General features: G+C 72.1%; 12 protein-coding genes. 6 read left to right on the top strand and 6 right to left on the bottom strand.

What is annotated here, in order from left to right; translation table 11 throughout:
• Window positions 1–2: 2 nt before the first annotated feature.
• Window positions 3–1802, bottom strand: a complete 1800-nt coding sequence (locus EV371_RS01410) for a BTAD domain-containing putative transcriptional regulator (protein WP_165436575.1) — start codon at window positions 1800–1802, stop codon at window positions 3–5.
• Between the two features lie 250 nt (window positions 1803–2052).
• Here EV371_RS01410 and EV371_RS01405 point away from each other — a divergent pair, with 250 nt between their 5' ends.
• Window positions 2053–2763, top strand: a complete 711-nt coding sequence (locus EV371_RS01405; protein ID WP_130460432.1) for a DNA alkylation repair protein — start codon at window positions 2053–2055, stop codon at window positions 2761–2763.
• Between the two features lie 31 nt (window positions 2764–2794).
• Here the strand turns inward: EV371_RS01405 and EV371_RS01400 are convergent, their stop codons facing one another.
• Window positions 2795–3592, bottom strand: a complete 798-nt coding sequence (locus tag EV371_RS01400) for an alpha/beta hydrolase (RefSeq protein WP_486484432.1) — start codon at window positions 3590–3592, stop codon at window positions 2795–2797.
• A 171-nt stretch (window positions 3593–3763) separates the two neighbouring features.
• Between EV371_RS01400 and EV371_RS01395 the strand changes: the two genes are divergently transcribed.
• Entirely contained in the window at window positions 3764–5518 is a 1755-nt protein-coding gene (locus EV371_RS01395) for a bifunctional 3'-5' exonuclease/DNA polymerase (RefSeq protein ID WP_130460431.1), read from the top strand.
• A 119-nt stretch (window positions 5519–5637) separates the two neighbouring features.
• Complete coding sequence (locus EV371_RS01390) at window positions 5638–6237, top strand: NTP transferase domain-containing protein (protein ID WP_130460430.1); 600 nt, start codon at window positions 5638–5640, stop codon at window positions 6235–6237.
• A gap of 22 nt (window positions 6238–6259) precedes the next feature.
• On the opposite strand, the gene EV371_RS01385 is transcribed toward EV371_RS01390, so the two are convergent.
• Together EV371_RS01385 and EV371_RS01380 are read right to left on the bottom strand one after the other, a co-directional pair.
• Entirely contained in the window at window positions 6260–7069 is an 810-nt protein-coding gene (locus tag EV371_RS01385) for a metal-dependent hydrolase (protein ID WP_130460429.1), read from the bottom strand.
• A gap of 353 nt (window positions 7070–7422) precedes the next feature.
• On the bottom strand, window positions 7423–9357 hold the full coding sequence (locus EV371_RS01380; RefSeq protein WP_130460428.1) for a glycogen debranching enzyme family protein: 1935 nt from the start codon (window positions 9355–9357) through the stop codon (window positions 7423–7425).
• A 248-nt stretch (window positions 9358–9605) separates the two neighbouring features.
• Between EV371_RS01380 and EV371_RS01375 the strand changes: the two genes are divergently transcribed.
• Together EV371_RS01375 and EV371_RS01370 are read left to right on the top strand one after the other, a co-directional pair.
• Window positions 9606–12353, top strand: coding sequence for an MGH1-like glycoside hydrolase domain-containing protein (locus EV371_RS01375; protein ID WP_486484431.1), 2748 nt, complete (start codon window positions 9606–9608; stop codon window positions 12351–12353).
• 178 nt (window positions 12354–12531) lie between these two features.
• Entirely contained in the window at window positions 12532–14778 is a 2247-nt protein-coding gene (locus tag EV371_RS01370) for a S8 family serine peptidase (protein ID WP_130465572.1), read from the top strand.
• Between the two features lie 160 nt (window positions 14779–14938).
• Here EV371_RS01370 and EV371_RS01365 read toward each other — a convergent pair whose 3' ends face one another.
• A complete protein-coding gene (locus EV371_RS01365) occupies window positions 14939–15595 on the bottom strand; it encodes a hypothetical protein (RefSeq protein WP_130460427.1) in 657 nt (218 codons plus the stop codon).
• A 763-nt stretch (window positions 15596–16358) separates the two neighbouring features.
• Complete coding sequence (locus tag EV371_RS01355; protein ID WP_130460425.1) at window positions 16359–17321, bottom strand: phosphotransferase; 963 nt, start codon at window positions 17319–17321, stop codon at window positions 16359–16361.
• 415 nt (window positions 17322–17736) lie between these two features.
• Between EV371_RS01355 and EV371_RS01350 the strand changes: the two genes are divergently transcribed.
• Window positions 17737–17904 (top strand): hypothetical protein, encoded by a 168-nt coding sequence (locus EV371_RS01350; RefSeq protein ID WP_486484430.1) that lies wholly within the window; start codon window positions 17737–17739, stop codon window positions 17902–17904.
• The last annotated feature ends 6 nt before the right edge of the window (window positions 17905–17910 follow it).

Here is a 17910-nt window from a genome sequence, read left to right as displayed (position 1 = left end):
ACTTATCGGGCGGTATCGACCCGGTCGGCCGACGGCACCGCTGCCACCGGCTGGGCTGCCAACTCCATGGCGTACTCGGCAACGAACGGCAGCGGACGGTAGCCGCGCCGCGCCTCTGGGTGGGTCAACTGCGCGTCGACCAGACCTTCCAACGCCGCCCAGGCCCGGGATACCGACACGCCCAGCCGTGCCGCGACCTGCTCGGGCGACACCGGGGAGGGCAGCTCGCCGAGCAGTCGGAAGACCTGCCCGGTCAGCTCGTCGGCCGCATGTGCCGCCTGGTAGCCGGCGGCGACGCTGTCCCGGACCGACAGGTCCTCGTACCTCAGCACGTCGAGCCGGCGCCGCTCGTCACCGAGCTGCTCGGCCAGGAGCGCGACCGGCCACTCGGGTCGGCTGGCGAGCCGTGCTCCGGCCACCCGCAACGCCAGCGGCAGCCCGGCGCACAACCGCACCAGCTCGGCGCTGGCCTCAGGTTCGGCGTCGAGTCGCGCCACCCCTACGAGGCTGGCGAGCAGCGCGTACGCGTCTGGCGGGGCGAGCGGGTCCAGCGAGACGTGTCGTACACAGTTCAGGGTGTGCAGCCGGCGTCGACAGGTGACGAAGACCGCGCAGCCCGGTTCGGCCGGCACCAGCGGACGTACCTGAGCGGCGTGCTCGACGTCGTCGACCACGACCAGTACCCGACGCCGGGCCAGAACGGACCGGTAGCGGCCGGTCAGCTCGTCGAGCCCGTCGGCCGGGTCGGGGGCCATGGCGAGCGCCCGGAGTACCCTCGCCACCACCTCCACCGGCAGCACGGCTCCGGCCGTAGCCGAGGACCGACGTAGGTCCAGGTAGACCTGGCCGTCGGGGAAGTCGGCGGCCAGCAGGTGTGCGGCCCGGACCACCAGTGCGGACCTTCCGCTGCCGCCCGGGCCGGAGACCAGCACGGTGGTGGGTAACCGTCCCGCCGCCCGTACGGCCGCGACCAGCTCGGCGACCTCGGCGCTCCGGCCGACCAACTGCACCCCGTCCGGCGGCAGCTCCCGTGGCGCGCCGGAGTACTGCCGAGACTCCCTCCCGGCAAGCGCGATCGCGGTCCGGTCGCCCGGCGGGTCCAGCGTCGGTGCCCGGTTGAGCACCGCCCGGTACAGCTGGGTCAGCTCCGGGCCGGGTTCCACCCCGAGTTGCTCGCCCAGCACCGTCCGAGCCTCGTGGTACGCACCCAGCGCCGCCGCGGCGTCCCCACCACGGTAGAGGGCGAGCATCAACTGGCCCCAGGCCCGCTCCCGCAGCGGATGGCCGTGTACGTGTTGGCGTAGTACCGGGACGACCTCGATGTGCCGGCCCTGCCGTAGTCGTGCCTCTCCCAGGTCCTCGATGACGTGTAGGCGCTGCTCGTCGAGGCTGGTCAGCCGGGCGTCGATGGTCGTACCGACGGGCAGTCCCTCGCCGGCTCGACCCCGCCAGAGCCGAAGCGCTGCGGTGAGGCGGGGTGCCGCCAGGTGGGGGTCGCCCGCCATGAGCGCGTCCCGGCCCGTCCCGGCCAACCGCCGGAAGTCGTCGACGTCCAGCTCACCAGGCTCCAGGCGCAACCGGTACCCGCCGCGCTCGGCCACCAGACGGTCGCCGACGATCCGGCGCAGCGCCGCGGCATGGCTCCGCAGGTTCGCGATCGCCGAGCGTGGCGGCGGCTCCGCCCAGACCATCTCGGAGAGTCGGGCGAGCGACACCGAACGGTTGGCCTCCAATGCCAGCCCGGCGAGCATGCTCCGGCGCTTCGCCGCACCGAGGGCCGCGAGCCGACCGTCGCCGAACACCTGTACAGCACCCAGTAATCGGACCTCGACCCGCATGGATCAACGTGCCCGTGCAGCAGTGATCACTCATCCACGCTAAGTGGTGGTAATCCCGCCTTACAAGGCGTCGATCTATATCAGTCACGGTGACGAATGTCTGTCTTTTCGTCGGCGAGTCCGCGTAACGCCGCAGCGTGCCGCGTCGCTCGGCGCGCCGACCGCACGCGAGCGGCACCGGCGCGCCGCGGCGGTCGCGGTAGGTTGCACAGTCGTGGCCAGCTCCGCCGACGTCCGTGACGAACTCGCCAGCCTCGCCGACCCGCGCCGGGCGGCGCAGCTGAGCCGGTTCCTCCAGATGGTTCCGGGCGGCTACGGCGAGGGCGACCGGGCCATCGGCGTCACCGTGCCGGAACAGCGCAGGGTGGCCGGCCGGTACTGGCGCGAGCTCTCCCTGGCCGAGACGACGAAGCTGCTGACCAGCGGCGTGCACGAGGAGCGGCTGACCGCACTCCTCATCCTGGTGCGGAAGTTCGCCAAGGGGGACGAGGCGGAGCGGGGCCGGATCTTCGACCTCACCCTGGCCAACACCGGGCACATCAACAACTGGGACCTGGTCGACTCGTCCGCGCCGTACATCGTCGGGCCCTGGCTGATCGACAGGGACCGGAGCGTACTGGACCGGTTGGCCGGGTCGAGCATGGTCTGGGAGCGGCGGATCGCCGTCATGGCGACCTTCGCCTTCGTCCGGGCCGGAGACTTCCACTGGACCTTCCGGCTCGGCGAACGGTTGCTGCACGACCCGCACGACCTCGTGCACAAGGCGGTGGGCTGGATGCTGCGCGAGGTGGGCAACCGCGACAGAGCGGCGGCCGAGGAGTTCCTGACCCTGCATTACCGGGTCATGCCCCGGGTCATGCTGCGGTACGCGATCGAGAAGTTCGAACCGCGGCGACGCCGGGAGTACCTGTCCGGGGCCGTGTAACGGACCCGTGTCCGCCGGGACGGTGGGGGCGTCAGTGCCCGGACCGTCGCCATTCGTCGGTCATGGCGATGATGCGGTCGGTCACGGTGCGTGGCTCCACCAGTTGGTGCAGATGCCTGCCCGGAACGTGGTCGACGGCCCAGCCTCGTTGCCTCGCGTCGTCGGCGACGCGCTCGTAGGGTGGGCCGAACAGCAGATAGCCGCACGGCCGGCTCTCCCAGCCGGGCGGGTTGGGCAGGAGTTCCTCGTAGTAGCTCAGCGGGAGCCGAGGCTGTTCGGCCGAGACGGCGTCGCGCGTCCGCGTGTCCGGGAACATCGGTGCGACGTCGGATTCGTCCCACCACGTCGTCCACGGCGGCAGCCGGCCACCGATCGCTTTCGGGCGTAGGAAGTCCAGCAGCTCAGGTGGCGCGACAGGCGTCGGCCCGGCAGGTAGCGGCAGTGCCGCGTCGACGAACAGGCAGCCGGCGACCCGCCGACTGGTCGCCTCGACGAGTACCGGCACGAACAGGCCGGCGTTGCTGTGCGTCACGATCACGGCGGGTTGGTTCGGCGGTAACCGGTCGATCGCCGCGCTGACCGTCCCGGCGACAGACCGCCAGAACGGCGGCCGCGCATCCGCGACGCCGACGAGCGACGGCACGATGACCACCGCTCCGGAGCCTTCGAGAAGCTGCGCGGTCGGTGCCCAGGTCAGTGGCCCGACCGACGGACTGTGTACGAGGACGAAAGCGGCATCCATCAGTACACCCTCGATGTTCCGCCGGCCGGGCACCACCCCACCCGGTACGCCGACCGCGAACAACTGCGGGCCTGGGGCAGCCCGCACCCGGTCAGTGTGGCGGTGACTCGAACAGGCCGGTCGTGCATCCCAGCTCGCCCGGTTCCAACGAGGTGCGGTTGTATCTGGGCGACACGATGGCACCGACGGGCGATCTGACCAGGAGAAGACAGTACCGCTCGGCGGGGCTGCCCGGCTGCGGGTGGCGGTCGTCGGGGGATGTCGGTCGGTGCGGGCAGAATCGGCGTCGTGCTGGTGGCGGTGGTCCGGGACGAGGACGGCGAGGGGGGTTTGCTCCAGCCGTTGCATCCGGACGGCCGCCCCGCCGGACCGGCCGAGCGGGTCGCCGACCTCGGCGCGGCGGTCGCCGGCCGGGAGGCCGCCCAGGTTCAGGGGGATCCGCCCCGCTGGGTCTGGGCCTCCACCGCCGCGATCTATCCCGGGCTGCTGCGCCAGGGGCACCGGGTGGAGCGCTGCCACGACGTCGAGCTGACCGAGGCGCTGCTGCTCGGCCGGGACGGGCGCTGGGGAGAGCCGCGCGGCCTGGCCGCCGCGTGGGCCCGGCTGACCGGCGCGCCGGTGCCGGCCGATCCGCCGCCCCGGGCCGCCGCGCCGCCCGGAGCGGCGCAGGCCGCACTCTTCGAGGTGGTCTCCGGGCCGCCGCCGCTCGGCCTCGACGCGCTGGTCCGGGTCTACGCCGACCAGCAGGCCCGGATCGCGGCGGCGCCGCATCCCGGGCGGTTCCGGCTGCTGGTCGCGGCCGAGTCGGCGGGGGCGCTGATCGCCGCCGAGATGAGCGCGACGGGGCTGCCGTGGCGGGCCGACGTGCACGACGCGCTCCTGGTCGACCTGCTCGGCGAGCCGTCGCCGGTGGGCGGGCCGCCGCGCCGGCTGGCCGAGCTGTCCGCGCGGATCGCCGCCGCCTTCGGGGTACGCCAACTGCACGCCGAGTCGCCCGCCGAGCTGCTCCGGGCCTTCGCCCGGGCCGGCCACGACCTGCCCAGCACCCGGGCCTGGGTGCTGCGCGGGGTCGACCATCCGGCGGTTCCGCTGCTCCTCGAATACAAGGAGCTCTACCGGATATGGACGGCGCACGGCTGGGCCTGGCGGGACGCCTGGGTCCGGGACGGCCGGTTCCGTCCGGAATACGTGCCGGCCGGCGTGGTCTCCGGGCGGTGGGCGACCCGGGGCGGCGGCGCGTTGCAGATCCCGAAGGTGATCCGGCGGGCGGTGCTGGCCGATCCCGGCTGGCGGTTCGTGGTCGCCGACGCGGGCCAGTTGGAGCCGAGGGTGCTGGCGGCGATCTCCGGGGACGCCCGGCTGGCCGCCGCCGGTGGTGCGGGTGACCTCTACACGGCGCTGGCCCGGGAGAGCTTCGGCGGTGACCGGGCCCGGGCCAAGCTGGCCCTGCTCGGTGCGATGTACGGCCAGACCGGCGGCGAGGCGATCCCGGCGCTGGCGGTGTTGCGGCGCAGCTATCCGACCGCCTTCGAGTACGTCGAGGCGGCGGCTCGGGCCGGCGAGGGCGGCGGGCTGGTCCGGTCCTGGCTGGGGCGGACCTGTCCACCCGCCTCGGTCTCGGTGCGGGAGTCGGAGGAGGGGGAGGGGCCGGTGGTGGAGTCGGCCGGCATCGACCCGTTCGGTCCCCGGGCCCGGGCCGCCGCTCGGGCCCGGGGCCGGTTCACCCGCAACTTCGTCGTCCAGGCGACGGCGGCGGAGTGGGCGCTGACCCTGCTCGCCGGGCTGCGCAACGGGTTGGCCGGGCTCGGCGACGGGCCGGGGGCGGGCCGGCCCGAGCTGGTCTTCTTCCAGCACGACGAGGTGCTGGTGCACTGCCCGGCGGAGCTGGCCGCCCAGGTGACCGCCCTGGTGCACGAGGCGGCGACGCAGGCCGGGCGGCTGCTCTTCGGCGAGACTCCGGTGCGGTTCCCGCTCGACGTCTCGGTGGTGGACTCTTATGCAAATGCGGCATAGTTGCGAAATGGTCCGATTAGTGCCGATACCTGGGTGGCGTCCGATCGTTGGGACCGTTGTGCGCGCGGCGGGGGTCGCGCGACGGGCGGAAGGTGACAGTGCTGAGTCGGATCGCAGGAATGATCATCGCCGCGGGCGGGGGACGCCGGATCGGCGGCCCGGAGGCGTTGCTGCACCAGGGGGAGCGACCCCTGGTGAACCAGGTGCTCGACACGATGCGTGCGGCGGGCTGCGGGCCACTGGTCGTGGTCCTCGGAGCCGCGGCCGAACAGGTACGGGCCACCGCCGACCTCACCGGAGCGACGGTGGTGGTCAACCGCTCCTGGGGTACCGGGATCGGCTCGTCGATCCGGCTCGGCCTGGACGCCGTACCGGACCGGCGGATCGAGGCGGTGGTGGTGGTTCCGGTGGACATGCCGGGACTGACCGAGGCGGCGGTACGCCGGGTGGCGGCGCTGCCCTACCCGGATGCCCTGGTCTGCGCCACCTACGACGGGTTGCGCGGCTATCCCATGCTCTTCGGCCGCCGGCACTGGGCCGGGATCGCCGCGTTGGCGAACGCCGACGTCGGCGCCCGTCCGTACCTGATGGCGCACAAGGACGAGATCGTCGACATCGCCTGTGACACGGTGGCGGACGGCAGCCGGGCGAACACTCCGGAACTGCTCGCCGCCTGGGGGCTGACCGTCCCGGTGCCGGCCCAGCGGGTCGCCGTCTGACCCCGGCGGGCTACCGCCGGGGTCAGACCTCGATGTTGAAGCGCCGGAGTACGGAGGGGGCGACCAGGCCGACCGCGGAGAGAATCGAGATCACCGTGAAGGCGCCACGCAGCACGACCGTCTCCACCTTGCCGCCCACCTTGACGGCGATCTTGTTCGGGATGCCGATCATCATCCACATCCGACGCTTGATCGGGATAGGCCAGAGGATCGGCACCCCGTTGCTGGTGATGATGTCGCCCATGATGTGTACGAAGCAGCCGACCCCGACCGCCAGCCCGAGCATCGGATAGCCCCGGTCACCGGGCAGGTGCAGGAAGGTGAAGTAGGCCGCCGCCAGCGACACCAGGGTCACGATCACCCAGCCGGCCCGCTTCGCCCACTCGTCGAAGAGACCGCGCAACGCCAGACCGATCATGAAGAAGAGGATGCCGATCACCGCCCACTTGCCGTAGGCGGTGCAGAGCGCGGTGGTACCCCAGCCGACCAGGACGGTGAACGGCAGGGTGTGGGTCAGCGTACGGTGGCCGTTGTTCCGGTGCGGATCCTTGCTCAGCTTCGTCGCGTGGTAGACACCGAGGGAAATCTTCTCCATCACCTCGGCGAAGAAGAGCGAGACCACGCCGAAGGTCCGGGCGACGGTCGCACCGCCCTGGTTCTTCGTGACCTTGCCGGACATGTCGAGGTCGGGAAAGAGTGCCCCGCCCGCGCAGACCGCCGTACCGACCGCGATCGCCAGCGGCGACTGCTCGTAGCCGGCGAAGTAGTCCAGTCCCCAGGATCCGGCCAACCAGACCGCGGCGCCGGACAGCGCATGGGATGGTCCCATCATCGTTGTGCATCCTCCCCGGGGTACATCCCATACGGCTGGCGACACTGTGCCAAACCGGGGATCACGAGGCAATCACCGTTTGATCCACATTGGTGTCAGCCACGTCACGGTCTACTTCACCGGCTCGCTCCGGTGCGGTCAAACGCGGGTCTGCTTCGGGTTTTCGGCCAGGTCAGCCCGGGTGCGCCGCCGACCCGCGAACGGGTACTCCGGACGGTGCGGCGGCCCGGGACAAGCGGTGCTGACGCGGGGACCCCGGCGTGTCGCCGGACCGGCGCCGGATCAGCAGCCGGGGCCGCCGCTGCCGGGAAACCGGCGAAGGCGGGGCCGCTCGGGCCGGTAACGCCGCTCGGTCAGTCCCGCCGTACCCGAAGGAGTTCCGCCACCGACCAGGCCTGGAACGGTGCCCCGGTGGCCCCGTGCGGCGGTTCGGCGTCGGCGGTCTCGCTCACCGAGCCCAGGCCGTACTCGGGCAGGTGCGCCGCCAGCCCGGTGAACAACCCCGCCACCGGCAGTCCGGCTCGACGACAGGCGTCGGCGTACGGGCCGGTCAGCCAGGGCCAGACGGTGCCCTGGTGGTAGCCGGAGTCCCGCTCGGCCGGGCCGCCCCGGTGCCGTGGTCGGTAGCCGGGGCTGTCCGGCGCGAGGCTGCGCGGGCCGAGCGGGGTGAGCAGGGCCGCGCCGATCCGCCGCAGCACCACCGGATCCGGGTCGAGCGGCGCGTACGGCAGCGACCAGCCGAGGAGTTGGTTGGGTCGGAGCAGGTCGTCGTGCCGCCGGCCGTCGGCGGCATCCGGATCGCCCGGCGGCGGGGCGTCGAGCACGTCGTACAGCCAGCCGTTCGGCGCCGGGAAGCGGCGCCGGAACGCCGCCCGGGCCCTGGCGTGCGCGACCCGGGCCGACCCGGCGTCCTGGCCGAGCAGCCCGGCCAGTTCGGTGACCGCCGCGAGCCCGTTGACCCAGAGTGCGTTCACCTCGACCGGCTTGCCCGCCCGCCGGGTCACCGGTTCGCCGTCGACCCGGGCGTCCATCCAGGTCAGTGCCGCCCCGGGGCTGTCCTGGGTGAGCAGCCCGTCGGTCGGATCCGCCACGATGCCGTACCGGGTGCCCCGCAGGTGGTGCTCGACCACCGCGCGCAGTGCCGGCAGCAGCTCGGCGCCGAGGTCGGTGTCCCCGGCGACCGCCACGTGCCGGGCCACCGCGTGCAGGAACCACAGCGTCCCGTCCACGGTGTTGTACTCCACCCGCCCGGTGTCGGCGGTGTTCGCCAGCATGCCCTCGGAGAGCGTCCCCGCGTACGCCCGGAGCAGCTCCCGGCCCTCGTCCGCCCGACCGGTGCCGAGGAACAGCCCCTCGTAGGCGATCATGGTGTCCCGGGACCAGGCGCCGAACCACGGGTAGCCGGCCACCACGTCCGGCCCGCTGCCGGTGCGGACCACGAACGCGTCGGCGGCCAGGGTGAGCCTCGCCGCCACCCCGTCCGCCGGCCGCCCGGTCGCCACCACCCGGCGGTTGCGCCGCCGGGCCGCCTCGATCAGCTCGTCGGCCGGCGGCGGCTCCTCGGCCAGGTCCCCGGCCCAGGCGAGCACCGAGACGCTCTCCCCGGGCCGGTCGAGCGCCCCGCCGAACCGGCCCGCACACCAGAGGTCCTCGTCCGGGGCGAGTCCCCGGGCAGCCTCCTCCCGATGGTGCACCCCGTGCCACCAGTGGCCCTCGGCCGACCAGCCCGGCCCGGCCAGCCGGAACGCCTCCTCGACCACCGCGCCGCCGGCCACCGGCGCGATTCTCGGCGCGGGCCCGTCCGAGCGCCGCTCGCCGTGGCCGTCCCGCCAGGTCACCACGGCGGCCAGGCTGAGCCGGGCCGGGCCGCCGGCGACCAGCCGGTGCCGGACCGCCAGACAGGACCGGCCGTACCTCATCGCCAGCTCGCGCTCCAGCACCAGGTCACCGATCCGCCACCGCCAGCGCGGCAGCCCGTCGACCAGGTCGAAGCGTTCCAGCAGCGCGAAGCCGGTCGGGTCGACGGCGCCGGAGCGCCACTCGTGCGCGCCGAGCCGGACCACCGCGCCGGAGGGCAGGATCAGCTCGGGGTCCAGGCTGACCAGCCCGAGCCGGCGGGCCGCCGGGGTCTCCCCGGCCACCATCAGCAACCCGTGGTACCGCCGGGTGCGCAGCCCGCTGACCGTGCCCATCGCGTACCCGCCCAGGCCGTCCGGGACCAGCCACTCCCGGTCGACGCCCGTGTCCAGGTGACCGCAGACCCGTGGCCCGAACTCGATCGGCAGCATGGCGCCCATGATGCCCGTTCCGGTGCCCCGGCACACCGCGGACGGCCCGGCGACGTGCTGCCCAGCCTGGCGGCCCGGCGACGTGCTGCGGAGCCTGGCGGCTCGGCTGAGCGCTGCCCAGCCTGGCGGCTCGGCTGAGCACTGCGGAGCCTGGCGGACCCGGTGGGCGACGGTGACGTCGCGGCGATCGTTGGCCGGGTGTGCCGGGACCGATCACAATGATCGGAAGGACGACCGGGATCGGTCGGATGACGGGCGGGGGTCGGATGGACGACGGGAGGGACACCGGTCGGCGCAGCGCCGGCAGCGGGTCCCCGGGGCGTGCCCGGGACGCGGGGCGGACCGGACTGGATCCGGGGCGTGCCGAGCTGGATCCGGAGCGTGCACGGCTGGCCGAGGCCGACGCCGGCCAGGAGCCGTGGCGGGCCTGGGGGCCGTACCTCGCCGAGCGGGCCTGGGGGACGGTCCGGGAAGACTACAGCGAGCACGGCACCGCCTGGGACTACTTCCCGCACGACCACGCCCGGTCCCGGACCTACCGGTGGAACGAGGACGGGATGGCCGGGATCTGCGACGAGTGGCAGACCTTCTGCTTCGGCCTGGCGCTCTGGAACGGCGCGGACCCGATCCTCAAGGAGCGAATGTTCGGGCTCGGCGGCGACGGCGGCAACCACGGCGAGGACGTCAAGGACTACTGGTGGTACCTGGACTCCACCCCCACGCACTCCTTCATGCGCTGGCGCTACCACTACCCGCAGGCCGCCTTCCCCTACGACGAGCTGGTCGCGGTCAACGCCGCGCGCGGCCGGGAGGAGCCGGAGTACGAACTGGTCGACACCGGGATCTTCGACGACGACCGGTACTGGGCGGTGACCGTCGACTACGCGAAGGCGTCCCCGACCGACATGTGCGTCTCGATTTCCGTGGCGAACCGGGGAGCGGAGCCGGCCACCCTGCACGTGCTGCCCACGCTCTGGTTCCGCAACACCTGGTCCTGGGGGCTGCCCGGCCGGGACCAGGTGCCGAGGCTGGTCGGCAGCCCGGGCCGGCTGGTCGGCGAGCACTGGGTGCTCGGCCAGTTGGTGCTGGAGGGCGACGGCGGCCCGGCCGCGCTGGTCTGTGACAACGAGACCAACACCGAACGACTCTGGGGGCTGCCCGGGCGCAGCGCCTACCCGAAGGACGGCATCAACGACCACGTGGTGCACGGCGCGGACACGGTCAACCCGGCCGGCGAGGGCACCAAGGGGGCGCTGCACTACGTGCTGGACGTACCGGCCCGGGGCGAGATGGTGATCAAGCTTCGGCTCATCCGGACCGCCCCGCCGCCGGCCAGCGAGCCCGCGCCCTCGCTCGACCTCGGGGCGGAGCACGACGCGGTGCTGGCGACCCGGCGCGCCGAGGCGGACGAGTTCTTCGGCCGGCTGATTCCGGACGGCGCCTCCGCGCAGGAGACGCTGGTCGTCCGGCAGGCGATCGCCGGGCTGATGTGGGGCAAGCAGTTCTACCACTTCGACGTGCAGCAGTGGCTGACCGGCGACCCGGCCGCCGCACCCCCGCCGGACGGGCGCCGGTTCGGCCGGAACAGCTCCTGGCGGCACATGAACAGCTTCGACGTCATCTCGATGCCGGACCCCTGGGAGTATCCCTGGTACGCCGCCTGGGACCTGGCCTTCCACTGCGTGACCATCGCCCGGGTCGACCCCGGCTTCGCCAAGGCGCAACTGCTGTTGCTGCTCCGTGAGTGGTACCTGCACCCGAACGGGCAGATCCCGGCGTACGAGTGGGCGTTCGGCGACGTGAACCCGCCGGTGCACGCCTGGGCGGCGCTGAAGGTCTTCGAGATCGACGGTGGTCGGGACTTCGACTTCCTGGCCCGGATGATGCACAAGCTGCTGTTGAACTTCACCTGGTGGGTCAACCGCAAGGATGTCGGCGGCAACAACGTCTTCGAGGGTGGCTTCCTCGGGCTGGACAACGTCGGCCCGTTCGACCGCTCGGCCGCGCTGCCGGTCGCCGGGGTGCTGGAGCAGTCCGACGGTACCGGCTGGATGGCCATGTACGCGCTCAACCTGCTGGACATGGCGCTGATCCTGGCGGTGCACGACCCGACGTACTCGGACATCGCGACGAAGTTCTTCGAGCACTTCGCGTACATTGCGGCGGCCGCCTACGACCAGGGCCTCTGGGACGAGGAGGACTGCTTCTTCTACGACGTGCTGCGGCTGCCGGACGGGACCAGCCGACCGCTCAAGGTGCGGTCGGTGGTCGGGCTGCTGCCGCTGGCCGCGATCACCCGGCTGACCACCGTGACGCTGAACCGGCTGCCCGAGCTGACCGCCCGGCTGCGCTGGTTCCTGGCCAACAAGCCGGAGTACGCCCGGGTGATCGGCGGTCGCCGGCTCGGGGTCGACGGGCGGCAGCAGCGCCTGCTCTCCATGGTCGGCCCGGACCAGGTGGTCCGGCTGCTCGCCCGGATGCTGGACGAGGAGGAGTTCCTCTCCCCGTACGGGCTGCGTACGCTCTCCCGCCGGCACCTGGACCAGCCGTTCGCGGTGGAGTTGGGTGGGCAGGAGTTCACCGTCGGCTACGAGCCGGCCGAATCGACCTCCGGGCTCTTCGGCGGCAACTCGAACTGGCGTGGCCCGATCTGGATGCCGACCAACTTCATGCTGATCTCCGCACTCCGGGACCACGCGGCGTTCTTCGGCGACGACCTGCTGGTCGAGTATCCGACCCGGTCCGGGAGCAAGCACACCCTGACCGAGATCGCCGACGACCTCTCCGCCCGGCTGATCGCGCTCTTCGTGCCGGACGCCTGGGGGCGCCGCCCGATCTACGGGATCGCCGAACTCTTCCAGACCCATCCGGACTGGAAGGACCTGCTCGCCTTTCCGGAGTACTTTCACGGCGACAACGGAGCCGGTCTGGGTGCCTGGCACCAGACCGGCTGGACCGCGCTGGTCGCCGACCTGATCCTCACGCTCCGCCGATAGTCGAGAGATCCTGGTCAGGTAACGGCCCTCCCGGTCCAGATGCCGACTGCACCGGTGTCGGTTACTGTCCGCCAGTATTCAGATACCCCTCGTAGTGTCCCGTTAGCCGTTTCCCGGGGCGGCGTCGCGGCACCGTCGCGCGGGCCCCGGCCACCGGCAGGAGGGGAGAAGAATGGCGATGGAAATTGCCAGCACATCAGGTCACCGCCGGGCGGGAAGATTCGCCCTGGTCGTCGCGGTAACCGCCGGGCTGCTCGGCGCGGCGGCGGCACCGGCGGCCGCGGCACCGGCCGGCGGTACGATCCGAAACTCCGGCGGCGCCACCGCGATCAGCGGAAGCTATCTGGTGGTCCTCAAGGAGGCGTCCGTCAGCGCCGACTCGGTGACCGACCGGGCCGGCGTACTCGCAGACCGGGCCGGCGGAAAGGTGGCCCGCACCTACCGGCACGCGCTGCGCGGCTTCGAGTTCACCGGCTCCGCCGAGGCGGCCCGGCGGCTCAGCACCGACCCGTCCGTGGCGTACGTCGAACAGAACCACCGGGTCCGGCTCACCGGTACGCAGACCCCGACCCCCTCCTGGGGCCTCGACCGGCTCGACCGGCGCCCGCTGGCGCTTGACGACAGCTACACCTACCCGAACACCGGCAGCGGGGTCCGGGCCTACGTCATCGACACCGGCATCCGGCTCACCCACAGCACCTTCGGCGGTCGGGCGGTCTCCGGCTTCGACGCGATCGACGGCGGATCCGCCGACGACTGCCAGGGGCACGGCACGCACGTCGCCGGCACCGTCGGCGGCGCCGAGTACGGGGTCGCCAAGGGCGTGACCCTGGTCGCGGTACGGGTACTGGACTGCAGCGGCAGCGGCAGCTACGCGCAGGTGATCGCCGGCGTCGACTGGGTCACCGGCGACCACGACCCCGGCGAGCGCGCGGTGGCGAACATGAGCCTCGGCGGGCCGGCGAACAGCGCGGCCAACACGGCGGTGGCGAACTCGATCGCCGACGGCGTCAGTTACGCCGTCGCGGCCGGCAACGCGAGCGTCGACGCCTGCGGCAGCTCACCGGCGAGCGTCCCCGCCGCGATCACCGTGGCCGCCACCGGCGGCTTCCCGGGCGGCCCCGGCCGTACCGACGCCCGGGCCACCTTCTCCAACTACGGCACCTGCGTCGACATCTTCGCCCCAGGGGTGGCGATCGTCTCGTCCACCATCGACAGCGACACCTCCAGCGGGCCGGCGGACGGCACCTCGATGGCCTCGCCACACGTGGCCGGCGCCGCCGCGCTCGTGCTGGCGCAGAACCCGTCGTACACCCCGCAGCAGGTGCGCGACGTACTGGTCGGCGGCGGCACACCCGGCCTGGTCACCGATCCCGGTCCCGGCTCGCCGAACATCCTGTTGCACGTCGCCGGCGTACCCACGTCCGACTTCACCCTCACGGTCGCCCCGGGCGGTGGCTCGGCCGGTCCGGGCGGCACGGTCAAGGCGACGGTGAGCACCCGGGTCACGGCCGGTTCGGCCCAGACGGTCGCGCTGACCGTCGCCGGACTGCCCAGGGGGGTCACCGCCACGTTCAGCTCGGCCTCGGTCGTCGCCGGCAGGTCGTCGGTGTTGACGATCCGGGTCGGCTCGGCGGCGGTGCCGGGCAGCTACCGGCTGACGATCACCGGCACCGGCCCGTACGCCACCAGGGTCGCGCCGTACACCCTGACCGTCACGAACCCCGCCGGCTGTACCGGCACGAACAGCGCCGACGTCGAGATCCCGGACATGTCCAGTGTGGAGAGCGGGGTGACCATCACCGGCTGCCCGGGCCGGGCGTCGGCGTCGAGCACGGTCCGGGTGCGGATCCTGCACACGTACCGCGGTGACCTGGTGGTGCACCTGGTGGCGCCGGACGGCAGCGCGTACCTGCTGCACAACCGGACGGGCGGCGGCGCGGACAACATCGACCAGACCTTCCGGGTCAACCTGTCCAGCGAGACGGCGAGCGGCCGGTGGCGGCTGCGGGTGCAGGACATGGCGTACGCGGACGTCGGCTGGATCGACACCTGGACGCTGAACCTGACGGCCGGTACGCCGACCGCCTGCGCCGGCAGCAACACGACGGCCGTGGCCATCCCGGACCTCGGCACGGTGCAGAGCCCGATCGTCCTCAGTGGCTGTTCGGGGAACGCCTCGACGACCAGCGCGGTCGCCGTACGGATCTCGCACGGCCGGGTCGGCGACCTGGTGCTGCGGCTGGTCGCCCCGGACGGTAGCTCCTACCTGCTGCGTAACCGGGTCGTCGGCGGGTCACCGATCAACGCGGTCTACCTGGTGAACCTGTCGGCCGAGGCCCGCAACGGCAGTTGGCGGCTGCGGGTGCAGGACGCGGCGGCCCCGTACGCCGGACGCCTCGACACCTGGTCCCTGACCGTCTGACCGAACCCCGCGATCCGCCCGCCCCGCGGCGGGAAGATCGCGCTCGATCTGGGAACGAGTGGCCTTCCAGCGCGGGGAGGCCACTCGTTCCCGCACGTAGTGCGTTCTCGTCCGGGGGTCCGGCCTCTGCGTGCTGTCTTCGTTGCCGGTGCCGGTGCTGTCAGGCGGCGGTGGACCAGATGGCGGTGAAGGCGGCGGCCTCGCCGGCCAGCCAGCGCGCTACCTGGTCGGAGCGGACGGCGGGATCGGGGTGGTGGGTCATCCCCCGGCGGACGTCGACGAGCACCGGCTCGGCGCCGGGCAGCACCTGGTCCATCTGCCGGCCCATCAGGTGCAGGGTGGCCAGCAGCGCCTCCTGGCTCGGCGGCTGCTCGTCGAAGTGCAGCCGGACGGCCTCCCGCCGGCCGTCGTCGTAGCGCAGGCCGAGGTGCGGGTTGACCTTCACCGGCAGGTCACCGACCATCCCGAGCGCGTCGTGGGTCTGGGCGAGGTTGACCGCCGACAGGTCGCCGAGCGAGTGCAGGTAGCTGATCGCGCCCGGGACCAGCGCCTCGTAGAGCGGACGCCAGCGCGGCTTGACGACCCCGGCGATCTCCGCCAGGTGGCGGCCGCCGGTCCGGAAGGCGATGTCGGTCTTGAGCGCCTTGACGAGCTGCCCATGCGGGTTGAAGCCCGAGCGGCTCGCGCGTTGCTTGCGGAGGCCGCCGACGAACGTCGCCTTGGCCGGGCCGGTGCGGTCGACGTAACGGGTGAAGGCGAGCAGGGTGGCGTAGGGGAGGGGGGCGGCAGTAGGCGCGGTGGCGACGGACTCTGGCACGGCTGTCCTCCCAGTTCAGAAGCCGTTTTAGTACACACATTCTAATTGATTCTCGCCGCTCTGCCCAGCCCAAAAGGGGCATATCGGGTGTCGCGTCCGCGCGAACCTGGCGGAGTCCGGACCTACCTTTCGGATGATCTTGCGGAGTCCGGATTCGGGTTGCGGTTTCACCCGTACGTGCCGAGTTGGTAACGCAAGGCGGGCATCGACGGAGTGAAAGATCCCGTGGCATGACTGTCGACTACTTCACCTGGCGCCACGCCCGCCGGCTGGCCGGCACCGGCGCGACCGAGGCCGACATTGCCCGGGTCCTCGACGACTTACTCACCCGGGCCGAGCACGGACCGGACAAGGCCGGCGCCCGAATCGCCGCCCGCACCCGCACCGGCCAAGCCACCCACCGGTCCCCGCTGCCCGAGCCCGCACGATCCGGGAACCCTTCGACGAGTACACCGCTGCGATCGAGGGCCTCTACAAGTGGATGTTCGTGCAGTCCACCGGCCTCGACTCTGCCGAAATCGAGGCGGCCAACACCTTGATCGATGAGTACAACGACGTCCTCACCGGGCGTCGACCCTGATGCGGCTATGACGAGGCGGCCCCGACCGATCTGTTCGACACCGGGCCCCGCAAGGCGCTGTCAGAGCCGCCTATGCCGCCGAGGTTGCCCGCCGATCACGACGTCGCCGCCGCCGAACCTCGATTCCTCGCTTGGTTAAGCGGTGAACGATGAGGTCCGAGCCGCGCCCCGGACCGCCTTGGCTCAGCCCAGCGCGTCCATCAGGGCGGTGACATAGACATCCAACCGCTCCTCCACGGCTCGCGTCGTCAGCTCCGTCCTGCCTGCCTCCCGCCATGGCTGCGCCACCAACTGCACTTCTTCTGAGCACGCCAGCGCGTCCCGCACCTGCCAGTACAGCCGCTCGCTCGCGGTCGCGGCCAGCCCTTCGCCGGCCTCCTCATACGCCTGAGTGAACCGCAGACCCCACGCCGGGCCGTGCAGCAGCGCGAGATTGGTGGAGCAGTGCGCCGCATCGAGATCCGCCGGGCCCCAGGAGGTCGCTGCCCAGTCGACGACGCCGGTAATCCGGGCACCTGCCGGACTTGCCGGCGGCACGTCGAACAGCACGTTGCCGGGTTGGAAGTCCCGGTGCAGGAATCGCCCTTCATAGGGCGGCGCGGGCCTGCGGATCACGTCGATCGCCGCGGCCCATGCCGCCGCGTCGGCGCCCTTCGGAGTCACGACGGTGTCGGCGGTCGTCAACGCCACATACTCCCGGGGCCGCTCGGCGGGTCGCAACGCGTGGATCGCCACGAGTTGACGGGCCAGCAGAGGAACGCGCGTCTCCAATCCCTCATCGTCGAGGACCGTCCGGCCTGCCAGACGTGTCATCAGCAGCGATGGATACTCGCAATGCGCGGCGGTCGGATCAACCGCGAGCAGTCCAGGAGCCGGCACGCCGGTCCCCGTGAGCAGGGACAGGGCGGCGGCCTCCCGGTTCAGCCAGTCCTCGGCGTGTCCCACATAGAACGGGTCGACGAAGCTCCGCAACACCAGGTCACGGGTGCTTCCGTCCCGCGTGCCGATGGTCAGCCTCCGCATTTCGGCAGTAACACCACCGTGCAGCACCTCGACCCTGACGATCCGTTCGCCGACCTCCAGATGCCGGCTCACCCAAGCCAACGTCAACGGTCGGACAGCCGCCGCCTCATCGTGGTTGGTCACCGTGCCACCTCATCATCCGGAGGGCGGCGCGCGCGACGTCGGTCAAGCCACCCCACTACATCTTCACCAGCAGGACGTCCGACGCGGAGGGAGACCCACAGACACCGCCGAGCCCGGAAACCGCAAGGCAAATCCGGACACTCTCACCCGGCGTCGTCCGGACCTACCCTACGAGTCGCTGGCCGGCGCCTTGATCATCCGCAACCTTGAACCGGACGCGACATCGGGTGTCGCTTCCGCCTGAACCCTGCGAGTCTCCGGGAAGTCTGCGAGTGATCTTGCGAACCGTCCTCCTACCGGCCGGCGGCCCCCCGGAAGATCTTCTCGACGGCCTCAACGATCTGCGGCCACGTCGTTCATTTCACTCGTCTGTCGGGCCGAGCCGATCGAGCAGCTCGAAGAGTTCCGGGGGCAGATGCTGCGCCAGGCGGAGCCCTTCGAATGCGCCGGCGGAACGATTGCCGACGGCAGTATCGCCGGTTTCGCCTTCCCGGCATGGCACTTGACGATTTACAACGCGCTTGACGAGAACGGCCTGCTCTTCGGCCCGCCAAGCCAGGACTGGCGCGGGCACGTCCTCTGACGGCCC

The sequence above is a fragment of the Plantactinospora sp. CNZ321 genome (assembly GCF_004217235.1).
This window is presented reverse-complemented; position numbering and strand designations above follow the sequence as displayed.